General features: G+C 42.1%; 15 protein-coding genes. 4 read left to right on the forward strand and 11 right to left on the reverse strand.

Going from position 1 to position 17,846, the window contains the following annotated elements:
- Position 1: 1 nt before the first annotated feature.
- Positions 2 to 3,130: an efflux RND transporter permease subunit gene (locus AC2CZC_RS25465; protein WP_237137450.1), complete on the reverse strand. Its 3,129-nt coding sequence runs from the start codon at positions 3,128 to 3,130 to the stop codon at positions 2 to 4.
- Between the two features lie 9 nt (positions 3,131 to 3,139).
- Complete coding sequence (locus AC2CZC_RS25470) at positions 3,140 to 4,309, reverse strand: efflux RND transporter periplasmic adaptor subunit (protein WP_063360510.1); 1,170 nt, start codon at positions 4,307 to 4,309, stop codon at positions 3,140 to 3,142.
- Positions 4,310 to 4,433: 124 nt separating this feature from the next.
- Here AC2CZC_RS25470 and AC2CZC_RS25475 point away from each other — a divergent pair, with 124 nt between their 5' ends.
- A complete protein-coding gene (locus AC2CZC_RS25475) occupies positions 4,434 to 5,381 on the forward strand; it encodes a LysR family transcriptional regulator (RefSeq protein WP_063368287.1) in 948 nt (315 codons plus the stop codon).
- Positions 5,382 to 5,425: 44 nt separating this feature from the next.
- On the opposite strand, the gene AC2CZC_RS25480 is transcribed toward AC2CZC_RS25475, so the two are convergent.
- Complete coding sequence (locus AC2CZC_RS25480; RefSeq protein ID WP_484585148.1) at positions 5,426 to 5,959, reverse strand: dihydrofolate reductase family protein; 534 nt, start codon at positions 5,957 to 5,959, stop codon at positions 5,426 to 5,428.
- Positions 5,960 to 6,037: 78 nt separating this feature from the next.
- Between AC2CZC_RS25480 and AC2CZC_RS25485 the strand changes: the two genes are divergently transcribed.
- Positions 6,038 to 6,595, forward strand: a complete 558-nt coding sequence (locus AC2CZC_RS25485; protein WP_484585149.1) for a TetR/AcrR family transcriptional regulator — start codon at positions 6,038 to 6,040, stop codon at positions 6,593 to 6,595.
- 38 nt (positions 6,596 to 6,633) lie between these two features.
- On the opposite strand, the gene AC2CZC_RS25490 is transcribed toward AC2CZC_RS25485, so the two are convergent.
- The 6 genes from AC2CZC_RS25490 to AC2CZC_RS25515 form a co-directional block, all read right to left on the reverse strand.
- The gene (locus tag AC2CZC_RS25490; protein WP_484585150.1) at positions 6,634 to 7,002 is read right to left on the reverse strand and encodes a hypothetical protein; all 369 of its coding nucleotides are present in this window, start codon (positions 7,000 to 7,002) and stop codon (positions 6,634 to 6,636) included.
- Between the two features lie 50 nt (positions 7,003 to 7,052).
- On the reverse strand, positions 7,053 to 7,193 hold the full coding sequence (locus tag AC2CZC_RS25495) for an Ig-like domain-containing protein (protein WP_484585151.1): 141 nt from the start codon (positions 7,191 to 7,193) through the stop codon (positions 7,053 to 7,055).
- A gap of 11 nt (positions 7,194 to 7,204) precedes the next feature.
- Positions 7,205 to 7,372 (reverse strand): hypothetical protein, encoded by a 168-nt coding sequence (locus tag AC2CZC_RS25500; RefSeq protein ID WP_484585152.1) that lies wholly within the window; start codon positions 7,370 to 7,372, stop codon positions 7,205 to 7,207.
- A gap of 136 nt (positions 7,373 to 7,508) precedes the next feature.
- Positions 7,509 to 8,288, reverse strand: a complete 780-nt coding sequence (locus tag AC2CZC_RS25505; RefSeq protein WP_484585153.1) for a hypothetical protein — start codon at positions 8,286 to 8,288, stop codon at positions 7,509 to 7,511.
- 542 nt (positions 8,289 to 8,830) lie between these two features.
- Positions 8,831 to 8,956: a hypothetical protein gene (locus AC2CZC_RS25510; RefSeq protein WP_484585154.1), complete on the reverse strand. Its 126-nt coding sequence runs from the start codon at positions 8,954 to 8,956 to the stop codon at positions 8,831 to 8,833.
- Between the two features lie 852 nt (positions 8,957 to 9,808).
- The gene (locus AC2CZC_RS25515; RefSeq protein WP_484585155.1) at positions 9,809 to 11,869 is read right to left on the reverse strand and encodes a winged helix-turn-helix domain-containing protein; all 2,061 of its coding nucleotides are present in this window, start codon (positions 11,867 to 11,869) and stop codon (positions 9,809 to 9,811) included.
- Positions 11,870 to 12,040: 171 nt separating this feature from the next.
- Here AC2CZC_RS25515 and AC2CZC_RS25520 point away from each other — a divergent pair, with 171 nt between their 5' ends.
- Positions 12,041 to 13,288: an alpha/beta hydrolase-fold protein gene (locus AC2CZC_RS25520; RefSeq protein ID WP_484585156.1), complete on the forward strand. Its 1,248-nt coding sequence runs from the start codon at positions 12,041 to 12,043 to the stop codon at positions 13,286 to 13,288.
- Between the two features lie 77 nt (positions 13,289 to 13,365).
- On the opposite strand, the gene AC2CZC_RS25525 is transcribed toward AC2CZC_RS25520, so the two are convergent.
- Positions 13,366 to 13,539, reverse strand: a complete 174-nt coding sequence (locus tag AC2CZC_RS25525) for a hypothetical protein (RefSeq protein ID WP_155401385.1) — start codon at positions 13,537 to 13,539, stop codon at positions 13,366 to 13,368.
- A 176-nt stretch (positions 13,540 to 13,715) separates the two neighbouring features.
- On the opposite strand from AC2CZC_RS25525, the gene AC2CZC_RS25530 reads away from it, so the two are divergent.
- The gene (locus tag AC2CZC_RS25530; protein WP_484585157.1) at positions 13,716 to 14,906 is read left to right on the forward strand and encodes a DUF418 domain-containing protein; all 1,191 of its coding nucleotides are present in this window, start codon (positions 13,716 to 13,718) and stop codon (positions 14,904 to 14,906) included.
- A 52-nt stretch (positions 14,907 to 14,958) separates the two neighbouring features.
- Here the strand turns inward: AC2CZC_RS25530 and AC2CZC_RS25535 are convergent, their stop codons facing one another.
- Positions 14,959 to 17,730, reverse strand: a complete 2,772-nt coding sequence (locus tag AC2CZC_RS25535) for an Ig-like domain-containing protein (protein WP_484585158.1) — start codon at positions 17,728 to 17,730, stop codon at positions 14,959 to 14,961.
- Positions 17,731 to 17,846: the final 116 nt, after the last annotated feature.

Raw genomic sequence — 17,846 nt, forward strand, 5'->3', positions numbered from 1 at the left:
TTTATTGCTCCTTTGGCGTTACTAGACGATAAAATACAGGTGTAAATAGTAAGCCAAACACGGTTACCCCTATCATGCCGAAAAATACTGCGTTACCCATGGCTTGACGCATTTCTGCACCCGCGCCTGATGCCAATACCAGCGGGATAACACCTGCGGTAAACGCGATTGAGGTCATCAAAATTGGACGTAACCTTAGTCGACATGCTTCAATTATGGCCTCTAAATGTGTTGCACCTTGTACATGCTTGTCTCTGGCAAACTCTACCATCAAGATGGCGTTTTTCGATGCCAGTGCCACCAATACAATCAAGGCAATTTGCGTAAAGATATTGTTGTCACCACCTAGCATATACACACCAGCAAGTGCCGAGAATATCGTCATTGGTACGATTAAAATAATCGCCAGTGGTAAACGCAAGCTCTCGTACTGCGCTGCAAGTACCATAAAGACTAAAACCACAACCAATGGGAACACATACACCATGGTATTACCTGCCAAAATCTGCTGGTACGTGACTTCAGTCCACTCGTACGCCATCCCTTCAGGTAAGGTATTTGCCAGTACTTTTTCAATGGCTTGCTGTGCTTGATCTGAGCTGTAACCCGGCGCTGGGCTGCCGTTTAGCTCTGCTGTCACGTAACCGTTGTAGTGCATCACACGATCAGGGCCAGTGGTTGCTTCAACGGTAACAACTGAACCCAGTGGCACCATGTTGCCCGCGGCATTACGCACTTTAAGGTTATTAATTTGCTCTTTTTTCGCTCTAAATTCGGCATCTGCTTGCGCTTTCACTTGGTAAGTACGGCCAAATAAGTTGAAGTCATTGACATAAACAGAGCCTAAATATACTTGTAAAGCATCAAATACTTCCTGTAATGGAATACCTTGGATGAGCGCCTGCTCGCGGTCGATATTAATGTCCATTTGCGGCACTTGTACTCTAAAGCTGGAGTAAAGGCCGGTCAGTGCTGGATCTTGCTGCGCCGCACCTATGGTCGATTGTAACGCTGCAAACAATGCTTCAAACCCTTGGTTGCCTCTGTCTTGAATTTGCAGTTTAAAACCACCAGTTGTGCCCAAGCCTAAAATTGGCGGCGGTGGGAATACCGCAACAAATGCCTCATCAATGGCTGCAAAGCGCATATTCAGCTGCATCGCAATTGCCTGCGCTGACAAGCTTGGGTCGTTTCTGTCTGCAAAGTCATCCAGTGGCGTAAACACAATGCCGCTGTTGGTGCTATTGGTAAATCCGTTTACAGATAAACCAGGGAATGCAACCGTGTGTGCAACACCCGGCACTTGCAGAGCAATTTCTTGCATCTGTTTAATCACTTCTTCAGTGCGGTCTAAGCTTGCAGCATCTGGTAATTGCGCAACGGCAACCAGGTATTGCTTGTCCTGCTGCGGAATAAAGCCGCCCGGTACAGACTGGAACAAACCAATGGTTGAGCCAACAAGTGCAAGGTAAACCACACCAACAACCACACTCATACGGATTAGCTTTTTAACGATGGCTTCGTAGCCTTTTGCACCTTTATCAAATAAGCGATTGAATGGCTTAAATAACCATGCACCAAATAGCTTATCAAGCAGGCGTGTTAATCTGTCTTTTGGCGCATCGTGCGATTTTAATAAAATAGCGGATAGCGCAGGTGACAGCGTCAGTGAATTAAATGCTGAGATCAGCGTCGAAATCGTAATTGTAAGCGCAAATTGCTTGTAGAACTGACCCGATAAGCCCGTAATAAATGCTGTTGGAATGAATACTGCGCACAGTACAAATGCAATCGCGATAATTGGGCCAGTCACTTCCGTCATGGCAATTTTAGTGGCTTCGTATGGACTGTGGCCATCTGCAATATTACGCTCTACGTTTTCCACAACCACGATGGCATCATCCACAACAATACCGATTGCGAGCACTAGACCAAATAAAGATAAGGTATTAATTGAAACACCTAACATTTGCATCACAGCAAACGTACCAATCAAAGATACCGGCACCGCAATCAATGGAATAATAGAGGCGCGCCATGTTTGCAAGAACACCACAACCACTACAACTACCAATAGAATTGCTTCCATTAAGGTCATGATAACCGCGTCGATTGAACCGCGAACAAAAACAGTTGGGTCGTAAGCGATTTCATAAGTCATGCCCGCTGGGAATGTTTTCTCAAGACGTGCCATGGTTTCACGCACATCATCAGATAATTCAATGGCATTGGTGCCCGGACGCTGGAAAATCGGCATTGCAAGGGCAGGCTGGTTATCAAGCATTGCACGCAGTGCATAGTTTTCTTGGCCAAGTTCAACTCGAGCAATGTCTTTCAAACGTGTCAGCGCGCCATTATCGCCCACTTTAATGATCACACTTTCAAACTCTTCAATGCTCTCTAAACGGCCTTTTACATTTAACAAAATTTGAAATTGGTTTTCTTCAGGTGTTGGCTGTGCGCCCAATGAACCCGCTGCAACTTGTTGGTTTTGCGTACGCAGTGCGTTGACCACATCAGAGGCAGTTAAGTTACGTGCAGCCAAAGCGTCTGGGTCTAGCCAAACACGCATTGAATACTTTGCACCACCAAATAGCTGCAAATCACCCACACCCGGTAAGCGTTTTAGCTCATCTTTGATGTATAAGTCAGCGTAGTTTGCCATGTAAGCAGTATCTTGCTCACCATTGGGTGATACCAAGTGCACAACTAATGCAAGGTTGGGTGATGACTTTTGAGCTGTGACACCTAAGCGCTGTACCTCTTGCGGCAAACGCGGTAATGCATTGTTCACACGGTTTTGTACCTGTACCTGCGCTTGGTCAAGATCAGTACCTAGCGCGAACGTGACAGTCAAGGTTAAACGTCCGTCACTGGTGGCTTGCGAGCCGTGATACAACATATTCTCAAGACCATTGAGCTCTTGCTCAAGTGGCGTTGCCACAGTCTCTGCAATGACTTTTGGGTTAGCACCTGGATATGTCGCGTTAACCACAACTGTAGGCGGCACAACTTCTGGGTATTCACTGACCGGCAGTTGAAACAATGAGATAGCACCTGTGATGATAAAAATCATCGACAGCATGGCCGCAAAAATGGGCCTATTGATAAAAAAGTGGGAAAATTTCATAACGCTCTCTTAGTTTGCCGCACTGAGTAATAAAGAAGAGTCAGACTGTTTTAAAACAAACTGAGTATTTTCAAAGGCTAAACTGACAGAATTCGGGGTAATTGGCATACCTGGGCCGACACGCGCAGGACCATTAACAGCAATGCGATCGCCCTCTTCTAAGCCCGACTTAATGGCACGAAACGCACCGTAACGCTCGCCAAGTTCAACCAATCTGTACTGCAAGACATTGTTTTCGTCGATGGTCAGGACAAAACGATTTTTAAGATCTGTACCAATTGCACGTTCAGGCACAATGGCCATTTGCTGTGCATTTTGCGCACCGATTGAAACGCGAGCAAATGCGCCCGGCTTTAAGTGATGCTGCTGTGCATCAAATACGGCACGCACTCGTAATGTGCCAGTGTTGGGATTAATTTCGTTATCGATAAAATCAAGTTTACCCGCTACTTGCTTGGTTTCGCCTAAGCGCTGAAGCTGTACTGTGATCTGATCTTGTACAGAGACACCAGCAAATTGGCGGCTCCATGTGCGCTCATCCACATCAAAATACGCGTAAATTTCATCGTCAGAAACAATGGTCGTTAGCTCAGTTTCACCCGCTTTAACATAGTTACCTGTGGTGACCACTGCACGAGAAATAGTGCCGCTGATAGGCGCGGATACTTGGCTGAACTCTAAATCTAACTGCGCGTTTTGCAGACGTGCCTCAATGGCATTTTTGTTTGCAATCGCGCTGCGAAGGGTTGCACTGCGCTGCTCTGCCTCTTCTGTTGAAATGGCATTTTGTGCAACCAAACGATTTGCACGCTCTGCTTCACCTCGCGCTTGCTCTAAACTTGCCTCAGCACTTTTTAACTGGGCGTTTAACGTATCAATCTGAGCTTGGAAAGGTCTTGGATCAAGACTAAATAATAACTGACCTTTATTGACGCGCTCACCTTCGGTGAATGCCATACGTTCAATTTGACCGGATACACGCGGCTTAAGTAAAACGCGTTCAGGCGCTTCTAAACGCGTGGTAAATGTGTGCCAAGATTGAACTTGTTCAAGCTCAACGCTTGCTACGTCTATGGTTAAAGGTGGCGGCTGTTGTCCTTGCTGTGCATTGGATTGACCACATCCACTTAAAACAAGGGCAAGGGCCACAGCACTGAGTGTAAAACCTAACTTTTTCATTTGTTGCTCCGCAGAAAATTAATATGCGGACATCGTACGCCTGTTATTAATGACGAAAAATAGTAGTTTTTTAAAAACATTAATGCCAGAATGGCACCAATAAACATTTATAGTGATGCCAAATATGGATACAACCAGTCGATTGATCATGTTATTAGAAGTTGTTGAGCAAGGCTCTTTTTCAAAAGCGGCCGAAGTCAGAAACATAGATCGTTCAGTTATATCTAAACAAATCAGTAAATTAGAAGAGGAGCTTGGTGTACGTCTGCTCAACCGGACTACTCGCTCATTTTCATTAACTGCCGCTGGCGCTGAGATGGTTAAAAAAGCAGCTGAGCTGAGAGTGCTGCTGCAAGACACAGTGCAAATGGCAGAGAACTATCACCAAGAAGCCCGAGGTTTACTGCGTATCACCTCATCAAGTTACATCGGTAAATACTACCTACTGCCGGTGATCAATGATTTCCAAAAACGTTTTCCGCAAGTCACCATAGAGTTAAGATTAGATGACAGAGTAATCGATATGGTATCCGAAGGCTTTGATCTGGCGTTTCGCGTCGGTGAACCGAGAGACTCCTCATTGATCGCACGTAAAGTGGCGCGAAACCGTATGTTGATTTTAGCCACACCACAGTTTATCGAGACCTATGGTGAGCCAAAAGAAATGTCTGATCTGGCTGAGCTGCCAGCTGCAGCTTACTCAAGTAACCACATCCGCTTCGAGTCCATCAGCTACATTGATGATAAAGGCAAGCCTCAAGAGCAGCCTATTACGCCGGTGTTTAAATCTAACGATGGTGAAGCATTGCTTGAAAAAGTGCTCTCGCATACTGCGTTTTGCACCGCGCCTGCCTTTTTCTTTGCCGATCATATCGATCACGCGCAGCTAGTACCTATGCTGACACATGTGAATTTACCTGACTATAGCGCCATGTATGCTGTCTACCCGCACCGAGATTTACCGGTCAGAACACGATTATTTTTAGATGCTGCACGGCATTATATTGGCGAAGCAGTGCCTCGTTGGGAGCACAATATCCCGGGCCTAGATAAGATGTATTTGCCGAAATAACCGAGTCAGAAAGCAAGTAACCCGCTCTATGAGTTTGATATAAACTATCGCTTTCTGACAAACGTATTTTGGCATATGCCATTTTCAAACAATTCACTTTCTGTGCAACTGAAATGAAGTGGCTCGGCTAACTCACCGAATAAACTCACTCCGCCCCCCAATATGATAGGAATAGTTGTAATGATCATCTTGTCAATCAAGTCTAATTTTAAAAAGCTTTGAATTGTAACGCCACCGTCTATATACAAATCTACAAACCCCTGCCCATTCAACTTATCTACCAACTGGAGCAACCCTCCACTGACTAACTTTACTTTGTCTTCATAACCTGTGGGAACACACTGCATTGTATTGCTCAAAACAAACACTGGCTTTGTATAAGGCCAATCGCAATCAAAGCCGCAAACTAACTCAAAAGTATTTCTGCCCATCACTAACCCGTCAATGGCAGCAATGTGATTGTCATACCCCAAATCCAGTTCTTGGGTGCCAGGAATTGAGTGTAGCCACTCAATTGCGTTGTTTTTATCTGCAATATAACCGTCCAAGCTTGTTGCAATAAATACGATGTTCGCCATGACACCCTCATAGTTGATTTAAATAATAACTCCATTATTCTGCAATGTAGAATATATAAATCAAATTAAGCATTCATAATGAGCAATACAGCCAAAAAGCGCGGCCGTCCCCAAAAATCTCAAAGTGCACTAAGTAAAGCAGCTATCATTCGTGCCGCAAAAAATTTGATGGCAACAACAGGTAATATTCCCAGTATCCGCAAGTTATCAGCACAACTTGGGGTCGATGCGATGGCGATTTACCATTACTTTAAAAACAAAGATGCCCTGTTAGAAGCCATTACCACCTCGCTAATTGAAGATATTTATACACCGCAAAACACAGAAGATTGGCAACAGGAGCTCAGTGCCCTATGCAAAAGTTACCTTGCGATACTGAGCCAGTATGACGGACTACTACACACTTTATTGAGCATGAAATCTGACAGCCCCGCAGAGGTCTTTATTAGCCGGTTTGAGCAAATTATCAGTGCCTTAGAACTAGATAGCAGCCAGTCAGAAGTTTTCTTACATCTGTTAATAGACTACCTCCATGGGTTTTCACTGGCAATGAGCTGCGACAAAAGTAACGTGCTGAAAATTGACGATATTGACAAGCCGCTTAGGTTTTTAATAGCTGGTATTAAGCAGGGCTGACCTTTGACAGAATACCTCACGCTTGCTGCGCTGCAATTTTATTCAATCATCACTATTTCTTTTTGTTGTGATATTAGCTTTTCAAACAGCAGTTGCGAGTCACCTACATCAGCAATAGATAATATATTTGCATCAAGCTTTTTAATCAGCTGGTAGTGCGCGTGCTTAATCTCATTAACGGTGATCTTCAAGTCAAAATTAGTAGAGCGATGTCTGCCGTCAAACAATGTGACTGGTACGCTAATTTCACCGTTGAAATTTGCTGTTGAGATAATGGCAAGCTTATCAAAGGTGAAGTGCTTCCCTTGAGTCACTTCAAGGATAATATCCTTGGATAAAGAGTCAGTATCGACGAACACTAGTTGCTCAATATCAAGACTAAACGTGGTATCTTCATCCATTTTCAAAGATTATTGCCCCATTATCACTGGCGCTGTTTTATTTTCTTTGAGCACAGTTACCAATACTTTGCCTTTGATGTTGCATTGGCCAAATCTTTGATCTTGTAGTCAATGACATCGGTGCTGTCAAAATCGAAGTTTGGCGTATACTCCAGCACATTACCTTTTATGAATACTTGTCCATTTTTTGCGAACACATGCGTGATAGTTAAAATATCGCCATCAATATCAGAGCGTTATCGAGTACGTTTATTAATCTCGTAGTATTGGCAATTAAAGTCACTGAATCATCTTGTGCCACTGGGGCATCTTCACTTAAAACAATATAGTCGTTGTTAATAATTGGGGCGGTATTGGCTCGCGCATTTTCGCGCAAATTTTCTGCTTAAATTGCAAATGAATAGGAAAGTCAAAATCTACAAATAGCGCAGGTCTTGCCATCATGCACAACAAAATGAGCGGCAGTATAAAAAAACGCGAGTCACAATCATCCCTTTAAAATATCTTTATTGTTATTTAATCCAACAGGGGGTTTTACCGCACAAAGGGTGTTCTGCCTCTACAAGTTTTACTGCTCGATTTTCTTGATAAGCTTGGTACCCTTCTTTATGGCAACCCGTTTCACCTCCCCAAAGCTTATAAACGGGAGCATTTCCATGATCGGCTAAACGATTGCCATGGATGGAGGTATCACCAAAAGTTAAATACGCATTGAAGGACTTAAAGAAAGATAAAACGGGTCGACCGTAGTTCACTTGAAAAGGCTCAGTCTTACACTCAGAGTCTAAAAACAATAAACCTGACAGATTCGATTTAATAGCAGGTTTATATGAATGATGCTCTTGAGTTCCATTTAGAGGAACATAGGTATATCCAGGGGTATATCCATCATTGAAAGTAACAACCTTTCCTACTTTAGTTAACCCATCCCCTTTGTATAACCATGTACCACTTGAACTTGCTTTATCATTGGAGCTTAATGACAAACTTTGAACTTGTTCAACATCAGCTATCGACTCACAACGCTCAGCTGATTTTACCGAAACTAATTTTTCTTTGGATATAGCAGTTACCAGTAGACTATACATCGCCTGCCCTTGTAGGGAGCTCAGGTTAATCGCCCACTTATTCTGATTACTTGAACTTACACAGTTCGGTATTGTATGTGTCTTAGGCTCTGATAAGACAAAAGTGGCTGTGTCACCCAATACATTCAACTCGTCAACGGTTGAAGCAGCCAGTGCTGAGCTTGAAATCAATAATGTTATAAGTGTACTAATTTGATATTTCATAAAATAATTCTTTAATTTTCAAATAGGATTGTTATAAAGTTGAGTAATTTTTTGAGTTAACTGTGCTATTTAATGATACTGGTAATGTGCTGACAGACCTTTTACTAACTAGATATACGCACTCACAAAGTTGTTCAAAAAACCATATCAGAATGAATGGAGCTCTTTTTTAACCTACCTATTGTTGCTATGAGTACTCAATCTAATTTCGAATAATGTTCTTTTTAATACTAAACTGCAATTCACCTAATTGCTGAGTAGTAAGATATAAGCGCTACACCCTTTTGGCAGTAAGTTTGTAAAAATTAATCTATGTTGATCACCTAAATAATGTTAATAAAATAAAAGTAATTAAGGGGGTGTATTTAATCTTCATATGTAGCATCTACTAGCGAAAATTTAGCAAGAGTATTAATCTCAATTTTAGGGTACATTAAAATATTTTCCTCATGTATAAATTAAATCCAAAGTAGCCATCCACACTCTGACTTAAGTTGTCTTAAATTAGAACTCCCCCTTGAGGCTTTATAATTAGAGAAGTACTAATTATTGATAGATATTCTTTTTACTAACTCGACTTGAGTATCTGCGAAACAGCGTCCTGCACCATCAAGTGAAACGGGAGCTTTATTTTCAACAGCTAGAACAAAAAATGCTATAAATTTCATTCCCTATAGGCCCCTTCACTGTATCTAAAAAGATTTTTACACGGAGGTTAAAATCCACTTAAACCTTAACTTTGTCGGCGAATAAACAAACTAAAAGCCAAATTTTTAATTACTAAATTAAGAGAACATTTTAACCAAGTACAAAGAAAATTAGCAAGCCTATATTGTAAATACAACAATAATATTTAAATTTAATTTTTAAAAAACAAAAAGTTTAAAATAAGACGCCACAAGCTCACCACTCCTAATTCTTTGTTCTTAATTTTAAAAATAATTCTCAGACTAATAAATTTGATAAGACAATAGATTAGCTTATTAATTGATGCCCTCGAAAACCATTATAATTTATGGGCTTAAGTACGGCTATCAAAGTGACATTTTAACCATGCGTATACAATGGTAAAATTTGAAATACGTGAAATAACCTAACCTACAATACAGCCCGGTATTTATGGTTAGATATGGATAAATATTTAAAATAAATATCCAATATGCTCACTCTTTTTATATTAGTGTTTGGAATATATTATTTAAAATCCGCTCATAAAATATGCATATAAAGCAAAGTGGCCTAGCTCATCACAAAACAAACTGATATCAATGCAAATATAAAAAAGTCACAGCGATCATTATTCAATCAAAAGTGTGCGCTTTTAAAAAGGTCTGTATTGTCATGCCACCATCAATATAAAAACTCTCACCTTTCTCATAGATTAGCAGTTTTAAAAGCTACGTTGGCCCCTCGTTGATCACTCTAACTTTACCTTCATGACAATTAGGTATGTGCTGTATTCAACAAGGCAGAACTTTGACAGTTCAGCCAATACTTGCCCAGCTTGTTGAGCTATAGTTTTATTCAATCATCACGATTTCTTTTTGTTGTGATATCAGCTTTTCAAACAGCAATTGCGAGTCACCTACATCAGCAATAGATAATATATTTGCATCAAGCTTTTTAATCAGCTGGTAGTGCGCGTGCTTAATATCATAACGCCAAAGCCAATTAGCGCTAGAAAGCCCATACAAAAAGCCGTCGCGTTCAATAAACTCCGCTTTGTGTGCATGTTGGTTTAGTACTGATAAAGCCACAACTTGCCCCTGCTCTACACGCCAAAAATGGCCTTTTTGATCCTGATAAATCAACGATTGAGGCTTTAGCAAAACAGCATCTTGAATCGCTGTTTTAAGAAGAATCTCTAACTTTCCTTCAAGGGATAATGTGGCCAGATGTATTTCACCGCGCTCTTGATACGCTAACAAACTATGAGTGGATAGTTTAGAGCGGTACAAACCTTCAATGTCTTTATCAGACACTAAAACCCGGCTTTGGCCACTTAAATCATATTGATAAACCGCCTGGTTGGTCGCGACAACAATATCTTGTCTATTGTGCAGCCACTGAAGCGTGATTACCCGCTCAGGATCTTTAAATTGCGTGATACGTTTTGACTCTCCACCACCTGATAGCCATACTTGATCACTGCCATTTCGCGCTGAAATAAACGCCAAATATTTTTCATCTGGGCTGAATTGGCCACCACGTTCTCGCCTCGTAGAGCGGCTTTGTGGGGTAAAAACATTTGACACTTGGTCACGTGCAAAAGATGCTGAAACTAAGTCCGAGTCGTACGTACCGTAAGTGCCCACAATCGCATTGGTGTGTGGGTGGAAATTAATGCTGTAAATATCCTGATAAAGGGGTAAAGTGATAGGCTTTACACTGCCATCAAAGTCCAGTTCAAACAAGGATTTACCACTACCATAAAGCAACCTTTTTGAATCAGGGTCAAAATTGGGATAAATACGTGAACTGCCATCAAATGACGCGGGAAAATCAATGATATTTTGCGCAACAAGCTCACCGGTGGGTTTTAACAAGCTCAATACTTGCCCTCCTTCTTGGTTAAACCCTATCACGGCCAATAATTGATGAGTGGGTGAATACCTTAATACATATAAATGTAAGTTTTTATCTTCAAAGAGCGTGGCGACTTGATGTTTACTTATATTGTGCAACGCAACACGTAACTGGTTGTTTTGAAAATCAAGTGTGGCAAATGAATCTGCAGTTAACCACTGTGGGTGATACATTTTGGTCGGCTTACATGCTTTTAGTACATGAGGTGTTTGCGGACTTTTCAAAGCTTCAGCAAAATTGATTGCCACCAAATCCCAGCAGTTTTTTACAGTATGATCGTATTCAATGGGCTCGTGCTCACATGCTCGGTTTTGCAAAAAGCCTAACTTTTCCCCATTTGGTGAAAACGTAAACCCCGTGAATTTAGCACCGCTCAATGTGAGCTTCATTGATTGCTCATTTGCAAGATCTTTGGCCCACAGCTCACTCTCGCAATGCGCCAGGTGACGGTAAAATAATAGGTATTTACCATCAGGTGAAAAGATCCCCGCGCCTTCTTGTACATCACTGGCAGTCAAAGAAGTCAGTTGAGTAAACTCGATCGTCTCACTCTGTGGCTTTGTAAAATAAAACACACTAACCAAGCTGATAATAAACAATACGATTGCCAAAAAAAGTACAGGCTTTGTGGCTTTCTTTGCATGTGTATGCGCCTTTATTGCTGGCTCGGTTTGTTGCTCGCTCCATAAAACTTCAGCTTCTAAGCTATAGCCTTGCTTTGAGTGCGTTTTAATGATGGCCTGCGCTTTACCGTCATCGCCAAGTGCCTTTCGCAGTTCAGCAATAGCACGTTGTAGCGAATTAGGTGACACAACGACGCTTTTCCAAACCTCGTCAATCATCTCATCATGGCTGACCACTTGCCCCTGTCTTTTGGCCAAGCAATATAAAACCGCAATCACTTTAGGCGGCAAGATCTGCGGTTGGTTTTTATAGGTGATTTGATTTCTCGCGGTATCAATAACTCGCTCGTTTATTATTATTTTTTGTCGCACGTATTTTAGCCTAGCTTTTCTTATCGGTGCTCACTTATACTCATAGTAAAACACAAATAAGCAATAATTTCATAAAGATATCAAGATAATTTCAGGTCAATTTCATGTTTCCCTTGCTCAGTTTGTCACACTGTAGCCTCGAATATCACAATAATAATTCAGGAGCGTAACATGCAATTTGTATGGTACATATTATTTTTCATCGCGACTTTTTGTACACAAGCTAGCGTAAAACCAATCACAGAAACACCACTTATCGTTGGCAAAACGCTCAGTATTTCCTCCAAATATATAAAGGAAACACCAAACTTTGATGTGTATTTACCCTCGGACTATCACACCACATCTGAAAAACGTACCTACCCACTGGTTGTTACGCTCGATGGTTGGCTAGTCTCTGAGGCAACAAATGGTATTTTAAGCCACCTCGGCGACACTGCTTCCATGCCGCAAGCCATTATCGTATCCATTCACTCCCATAATAGGTTTGCATGGGGGCCTAAATTGCATGCAAGTTTCAGTGGATGGAATGGCGACGTAGAAGGCTTTTCACAAGGGCGCTCGCAAGACATGATTAACTACTTGCAAAAAGAGCTGTTTCCATTTTTAAAAAGTCAGTACCGCATCAATGATTTCCGTATTTTCATCGGTGCATCGCCCACTGCGGCATTTGGTTTGCATACCTTAAATGCAGCACCTAATCTATTCAACGCGCATTTCTTATTTGCTGCAACCGATGTACTGGGATTGGGCTATACACCTGATACCACCATGATTGATGCAATCGCTAAAAGCTTCGAGAAGACCCCCGACAGAACCGGTTTTCTCTATGTCGCGTCAGCAAAGCGAGAAGCTGAGAGAAACCCGGTCAGATATACGCTTGCCAAACAGCTTCGAGAAGCGCTCGCCCCTTATTCAAAAACATTTAAGTTAAAAGTCGAACACATAGATGATTATGGTCACTACCCCATGATAGTGCCCGGATTATTAAACGCCATCGGCTTTGTATTTCCGCGTAAAGACTGGGATATAGGCGCTAAGTTCATCGAGTTCACAAATAACGGGAATCAAACACTGACAGATATCCTCGCCCATTATCAAATGCTTAGCAAACAAGTGGGTTTTGATGTCTACCCCAACTTAAACCTAAACAACAATGCAGCCTGTATTCGTGCTATCGCTCAGCGCTTACGAGGTCAAGGCCGCTATGGCGAAGCTGATGCGTTATTTAATTATTGGATATCACACTCGCCAAGCTCTGCGTCAGCTGTCGCTGGACTTGCCGTCAGTAAAGAGCTACAAGGTGAAGCCAGCGAGGCACTGACACTCTATCGTAAAGCGTTAACGCTAACTGAGCCTGAAAATACCAGAAGAAAGGAATGGTTAACGGATAAGATAGAGACACTGACAAAAAAGTAAATTCTGCCCCTCATATAATGAGTTTGTAACCCATGAGGACCTGTTCCATCAGGTCCTATTTACTGATATTTAAGCGCTTAATTACACTTATAACCATTAATTGAAACAGGGCAAGAATAGTTCGGATCAGAAATTGGCCCACATCCCATCGCAGAAATACCACCTGCTATTTGGCGTGTTTTTTCTTGATTTAATGAAGCCATTGTCTGAGAAAGGTTTTTTACGCTCTTTTTGTTCATTTTTAATTTCATTGTTATTTCCTTTACTTTGTTGAGCCAAGATTGGCAAAACCAGTGTGTCGCTAATTTGCACAAACAGGCACTAGACAATCGTCTAATAAACAAACAAATTCAAAAAAACGTCATATAGCCATACTCTTTATTTATTGATATAACATAACAATTACCAATTGATAAAGGACGCTATCATGGTCATTCAACACACACCTATGCCAAATTATGGTCGGATACCGCTCCTAGACACTATCCGCGGATTTGCCTTATGCGGCATCATCTTTGCTAATTTGATGAGCTTTTTTGGGTTTTATTCATTAAATTATACTCAAATAAGCCAGCTTCCTTTTGCTGACAGAGCCACGTTATTTGTCATTGATTGGCTGGTTGAGGGTAAATTTTATACCGTGTTCGCCATATTGTTTGGCGCAGGATTTGCGCTATTACACGGGCAAAAGCAAGGTGCTGATTTTGCTTCATATTGGCGCAGGAGAATGAGTGTTTTATTGTTTATTGGCCTCATCCACATATTTTTTATCTGGCATGGCGATATTCTTGTTTTGTATAGCCTTTTAGGTATGACACTGCCTTGGTTTATGCGCTTGTCTGCACCGCGCTTACTTTTTATCGCTCTCACCCTCCTGTTCATACCTTTACTTATTCACCTCATGGCCATAATCAGCAAAGACGCTGACTTTTGGTCAGCTCTAAAATTGATTGCGCTAAGCTTAAAATCAAATCTCGGTTATGAACATACCAGCTTGCTGAGCATGCGCACCTCAACAGAATTTATGGACGTGTTTATTGCAAACATTTATAGCGCTATCCCAAGACCCATGTCTTATCTTATTACGGGAAGGCCCTTTCAAGTTCTAGGGCAATTTTTACTTGGGATTTATTTTGTCAAAACGTTTATGAAACAGGGTCGTCTCAACATCTTTATTTCGTGGCAGGCCATTGCTTTTTTAGCGCTTACAGGGCTTTTACTGAATTTAGTGTACGCCACAGTCAAAGCCATGACAGGCAGCCCGTTTTCTCTTAACTTAATTGGTTTTATGCAAGGTGTATGTTACCACCTAGGGTGCTTACTCTTAGCATTAACGTACCTTACTTGCATCGTCAAATTAATCGATAAATGCCACAGCAAGGTTGCACTTGGGCTTAATACATTGGGACGTATGTCACTGACCATGTACTTAATGCAAACCACTTTCTGCGCCATGTTATTTTATGGGTATGGTTTAGCACTGATGAATACTCTGCCGTTTTACTTGATCGGTGTATTTGGTGCTGTCATTTTAGCTGCGCAAGTATCTTTTGGGCAGTGGTGGCTTAATCAATTTCGACAAGGCCCGGTAGAGATGATGTGGCGAAAGGCGTTGTAAATTGATAAAAAAAGGGCCAGTAAGCTGGCCCTTTGGTCGATTCAAGTGGAGGTTATTTACACTCGCCTAGGTGTTTCCATACTGCCCAACGGCTAGAATATTGCGCTGGGTTTTGATTGCGTGTCCACCATTTCGCTTGATATAACTGTCCATCAAGGCTGGCTTGCTTACCAGATGTATACACACTACTTGCCTGCCATGCTGGCACATCACAGCTCGGTTTACTGCCATTCACTTTAAAGCGATTTGTCGAAGACTGTGTACTCAAGCCTTGTGCATCCGTTGCAATGGCAAATACACTGTAACTACCCGCCGCTGTAGTCTTAAAGCTAGCACTGTATGGCGCTACACTTGATGCTGCAACTTGCTTGCCATTCACAAAGTAAGCAATTTGCTTTAAATCATTGTCTTTGTCACTGGCGACAACTGACAGTGCAACTTGCTCACCAACATTAAATGTACTGCCATTTGCAGGGCTCGTTAAGCGTACGCTTGGGGCCTCTGGTGTTGGTTGTGGCTCAGCATTTGTTACCGTAATGGTACGACTCACGGTCGCGGATTGTGCCTCATCATTATCATATGCAACCGCTGATAATTGATAGGTACCTACTTCAAGTGGTTGATAGTTAAATGCATAAGGAGTGCGCGTTAGCTCAGTTAGCGCTTGGCCATTGACACTCACTGCAACTTTAGCAATCTCACCATCGCTGTCATTGGCAGCAAATCGCACCGACACTGACTCTCCTAATTCAATCGCTACATTACTTGATGGTGATGTAACTGAAAGACTTGGCGCTTGATTTGGCTTATCAGCCACACCGCCACACTCTAGCCCTTTTTTCCAAACCCCCCAAGATCCTGAATTGCTCGCTGGGTTTTGGTCTCGGTTCCACCACTTCGCCTCATATTCAAAACCATCAAATGCGACTTTGTTACCTTGGGTATACACTCTGCCACCTTGCCAAGGTGCTGTTTGGCATTGACTTGGATCGATCAGGCTAAATGACACAGGTGTAGCCTCTGTTGATAGACCTTCATCATCGGTCACTTTGGCTGTTACCGTATATATACCTGTTTTTTCAGCATTAAATTGGGTCTCAAACGGCGCTTGAAGATCGGTATTATACAATGCTCCATTGACGAAAAACTCGACCTTCTCTACGGCTCCATATTCATCTTTAGCATCAGCTTTAAACGTAACGTCACTGCCTATCAGGTAACGCCCGTTGCTTTGTGGGCTAGTAATTGAAATGGTCGGCGCTTTATTTTCAGTACAAGCAAAAACACCTACCGCTTTAAAGGATTCTCCCACGGCTTTAGTGTCGTAGCCCAAGTCAGCCGCAGCATCTGTTACGCCACAGGCAAGCGATTCAAACTTACCATTGTAAACCCAGAAATTTTTATTGGCATGAAGCATCACTTCATAGGCTTTTTTAACCCCCCAACCTTCACTATTTGCAAGTAAATAGAAAGCGCGATTGAATACACCCGAACTGTGGTGAACACCCATGCCTATTTCAAACTTGCTGGCGTGACCGATAGAACGGCCATCTCGCTCTGGATTCTCCATATAACGAAGTGCCGTTCTATTTTTAAATATGCTTGCACCAATCAGCCAATCAACTTCACAAGTGCCATCTGGTTTTTGGTTCATAAAGCACTCAAGTGCTTCAGAAGTCATATCAGAAAATGACTCATTCACGCCACCAGACATATTGCTATAAACCAATTTAGAGTTTTGATGCGTCACACCATGACCGATTTCATGGGCAACAACCCCTAAAGACGTAAATGGATAAACGCCGTAGTTATCTAAGTCACCATCACCAAAAGTGACCTCTTTACCATTCCAAAACGCGTTCAAGTAATCTTTACGATAATGAATTCGCATTACAAGGTCGCCTGACAGTGCACGGCTATCGAACCAATCATTAAACATGTCTATGGTTGCTTGACCATAAAACATCGCGTCGTTAAGTGGCGAATAAGCACCATTTACGTGCTTATGGGTATTTTCGTGACATGGGAACTGATACGTTTGCGTATTCGTTGTGCCATGCTCCATGTCAATCACACGTATATCTGTATGAGACATTTCACAATTTCCATTACCGAGCTCCTTTGCGTGGAACTTTGGCATATCATCACCGTAATAATGCTTGCCAATTTTCTCATTACCGCCCGGACCCATGCCAATTTTCGAGTGATTAAGTGTTTCAATGCGCGACAGCACTTCACCGGAATGTGCATCAATTGCAAACTCTGGGCGCATTGGTGCATGTTCAGTTTCAGCAAATAAAGTCACTAAATAAGCGAGTTTTGCCTTCCCTTGATGAGGGTAAATAACCAGCTCAACCTGTTCATCTGATGTTGCAAGCAGCTCAGTAATTTGCTCTTTTGCAAACTCAATGGCTTGCTTATCCGAAATACTCGCTTTAACCGTGGCAAGGGAGATATGTGGAACAACAGATCCACTGATTGATGTGATTTCTCCTTCAGGTTGAAACCAAACACTTAAAAAGTTTTGTTCATTATGATGAGTGACAATTTCACCGCCATACACGCGCACACCTTTATAATACTGGCTGCGGCGCATGTGACGTCCGTCTTGTGTTGTTTGATGGGTGATAAACTCTAAATCTTGCTGTTCATCATTTGAGGTCGCTCTAAAAAAGCTCTGATGCTGTGACAGCTGCGATTTGATGTTTGCTTTCAATTGTTCATTGTTGTGCAGGCTCACAGGCTCGCTGGCAAATGCCGCGACCGTTGAAAAAACACCAACACTTGCCGCGACCAGTAGTGCTATTTTTTTTGCTTTTAACATGGATATTTACTCTGTACTTGTTGTTATAGTAAGAAGGTGCATCCATGCACCAGAATGAACTCGGTTTGAATGAACTTGGTTTGAGTAAGCTCGGTTCGAACGAGCTCAGTTAATTA

This window comes from Pseudoalteromonas sp. MMG033, from assembly GCF_057197785.1.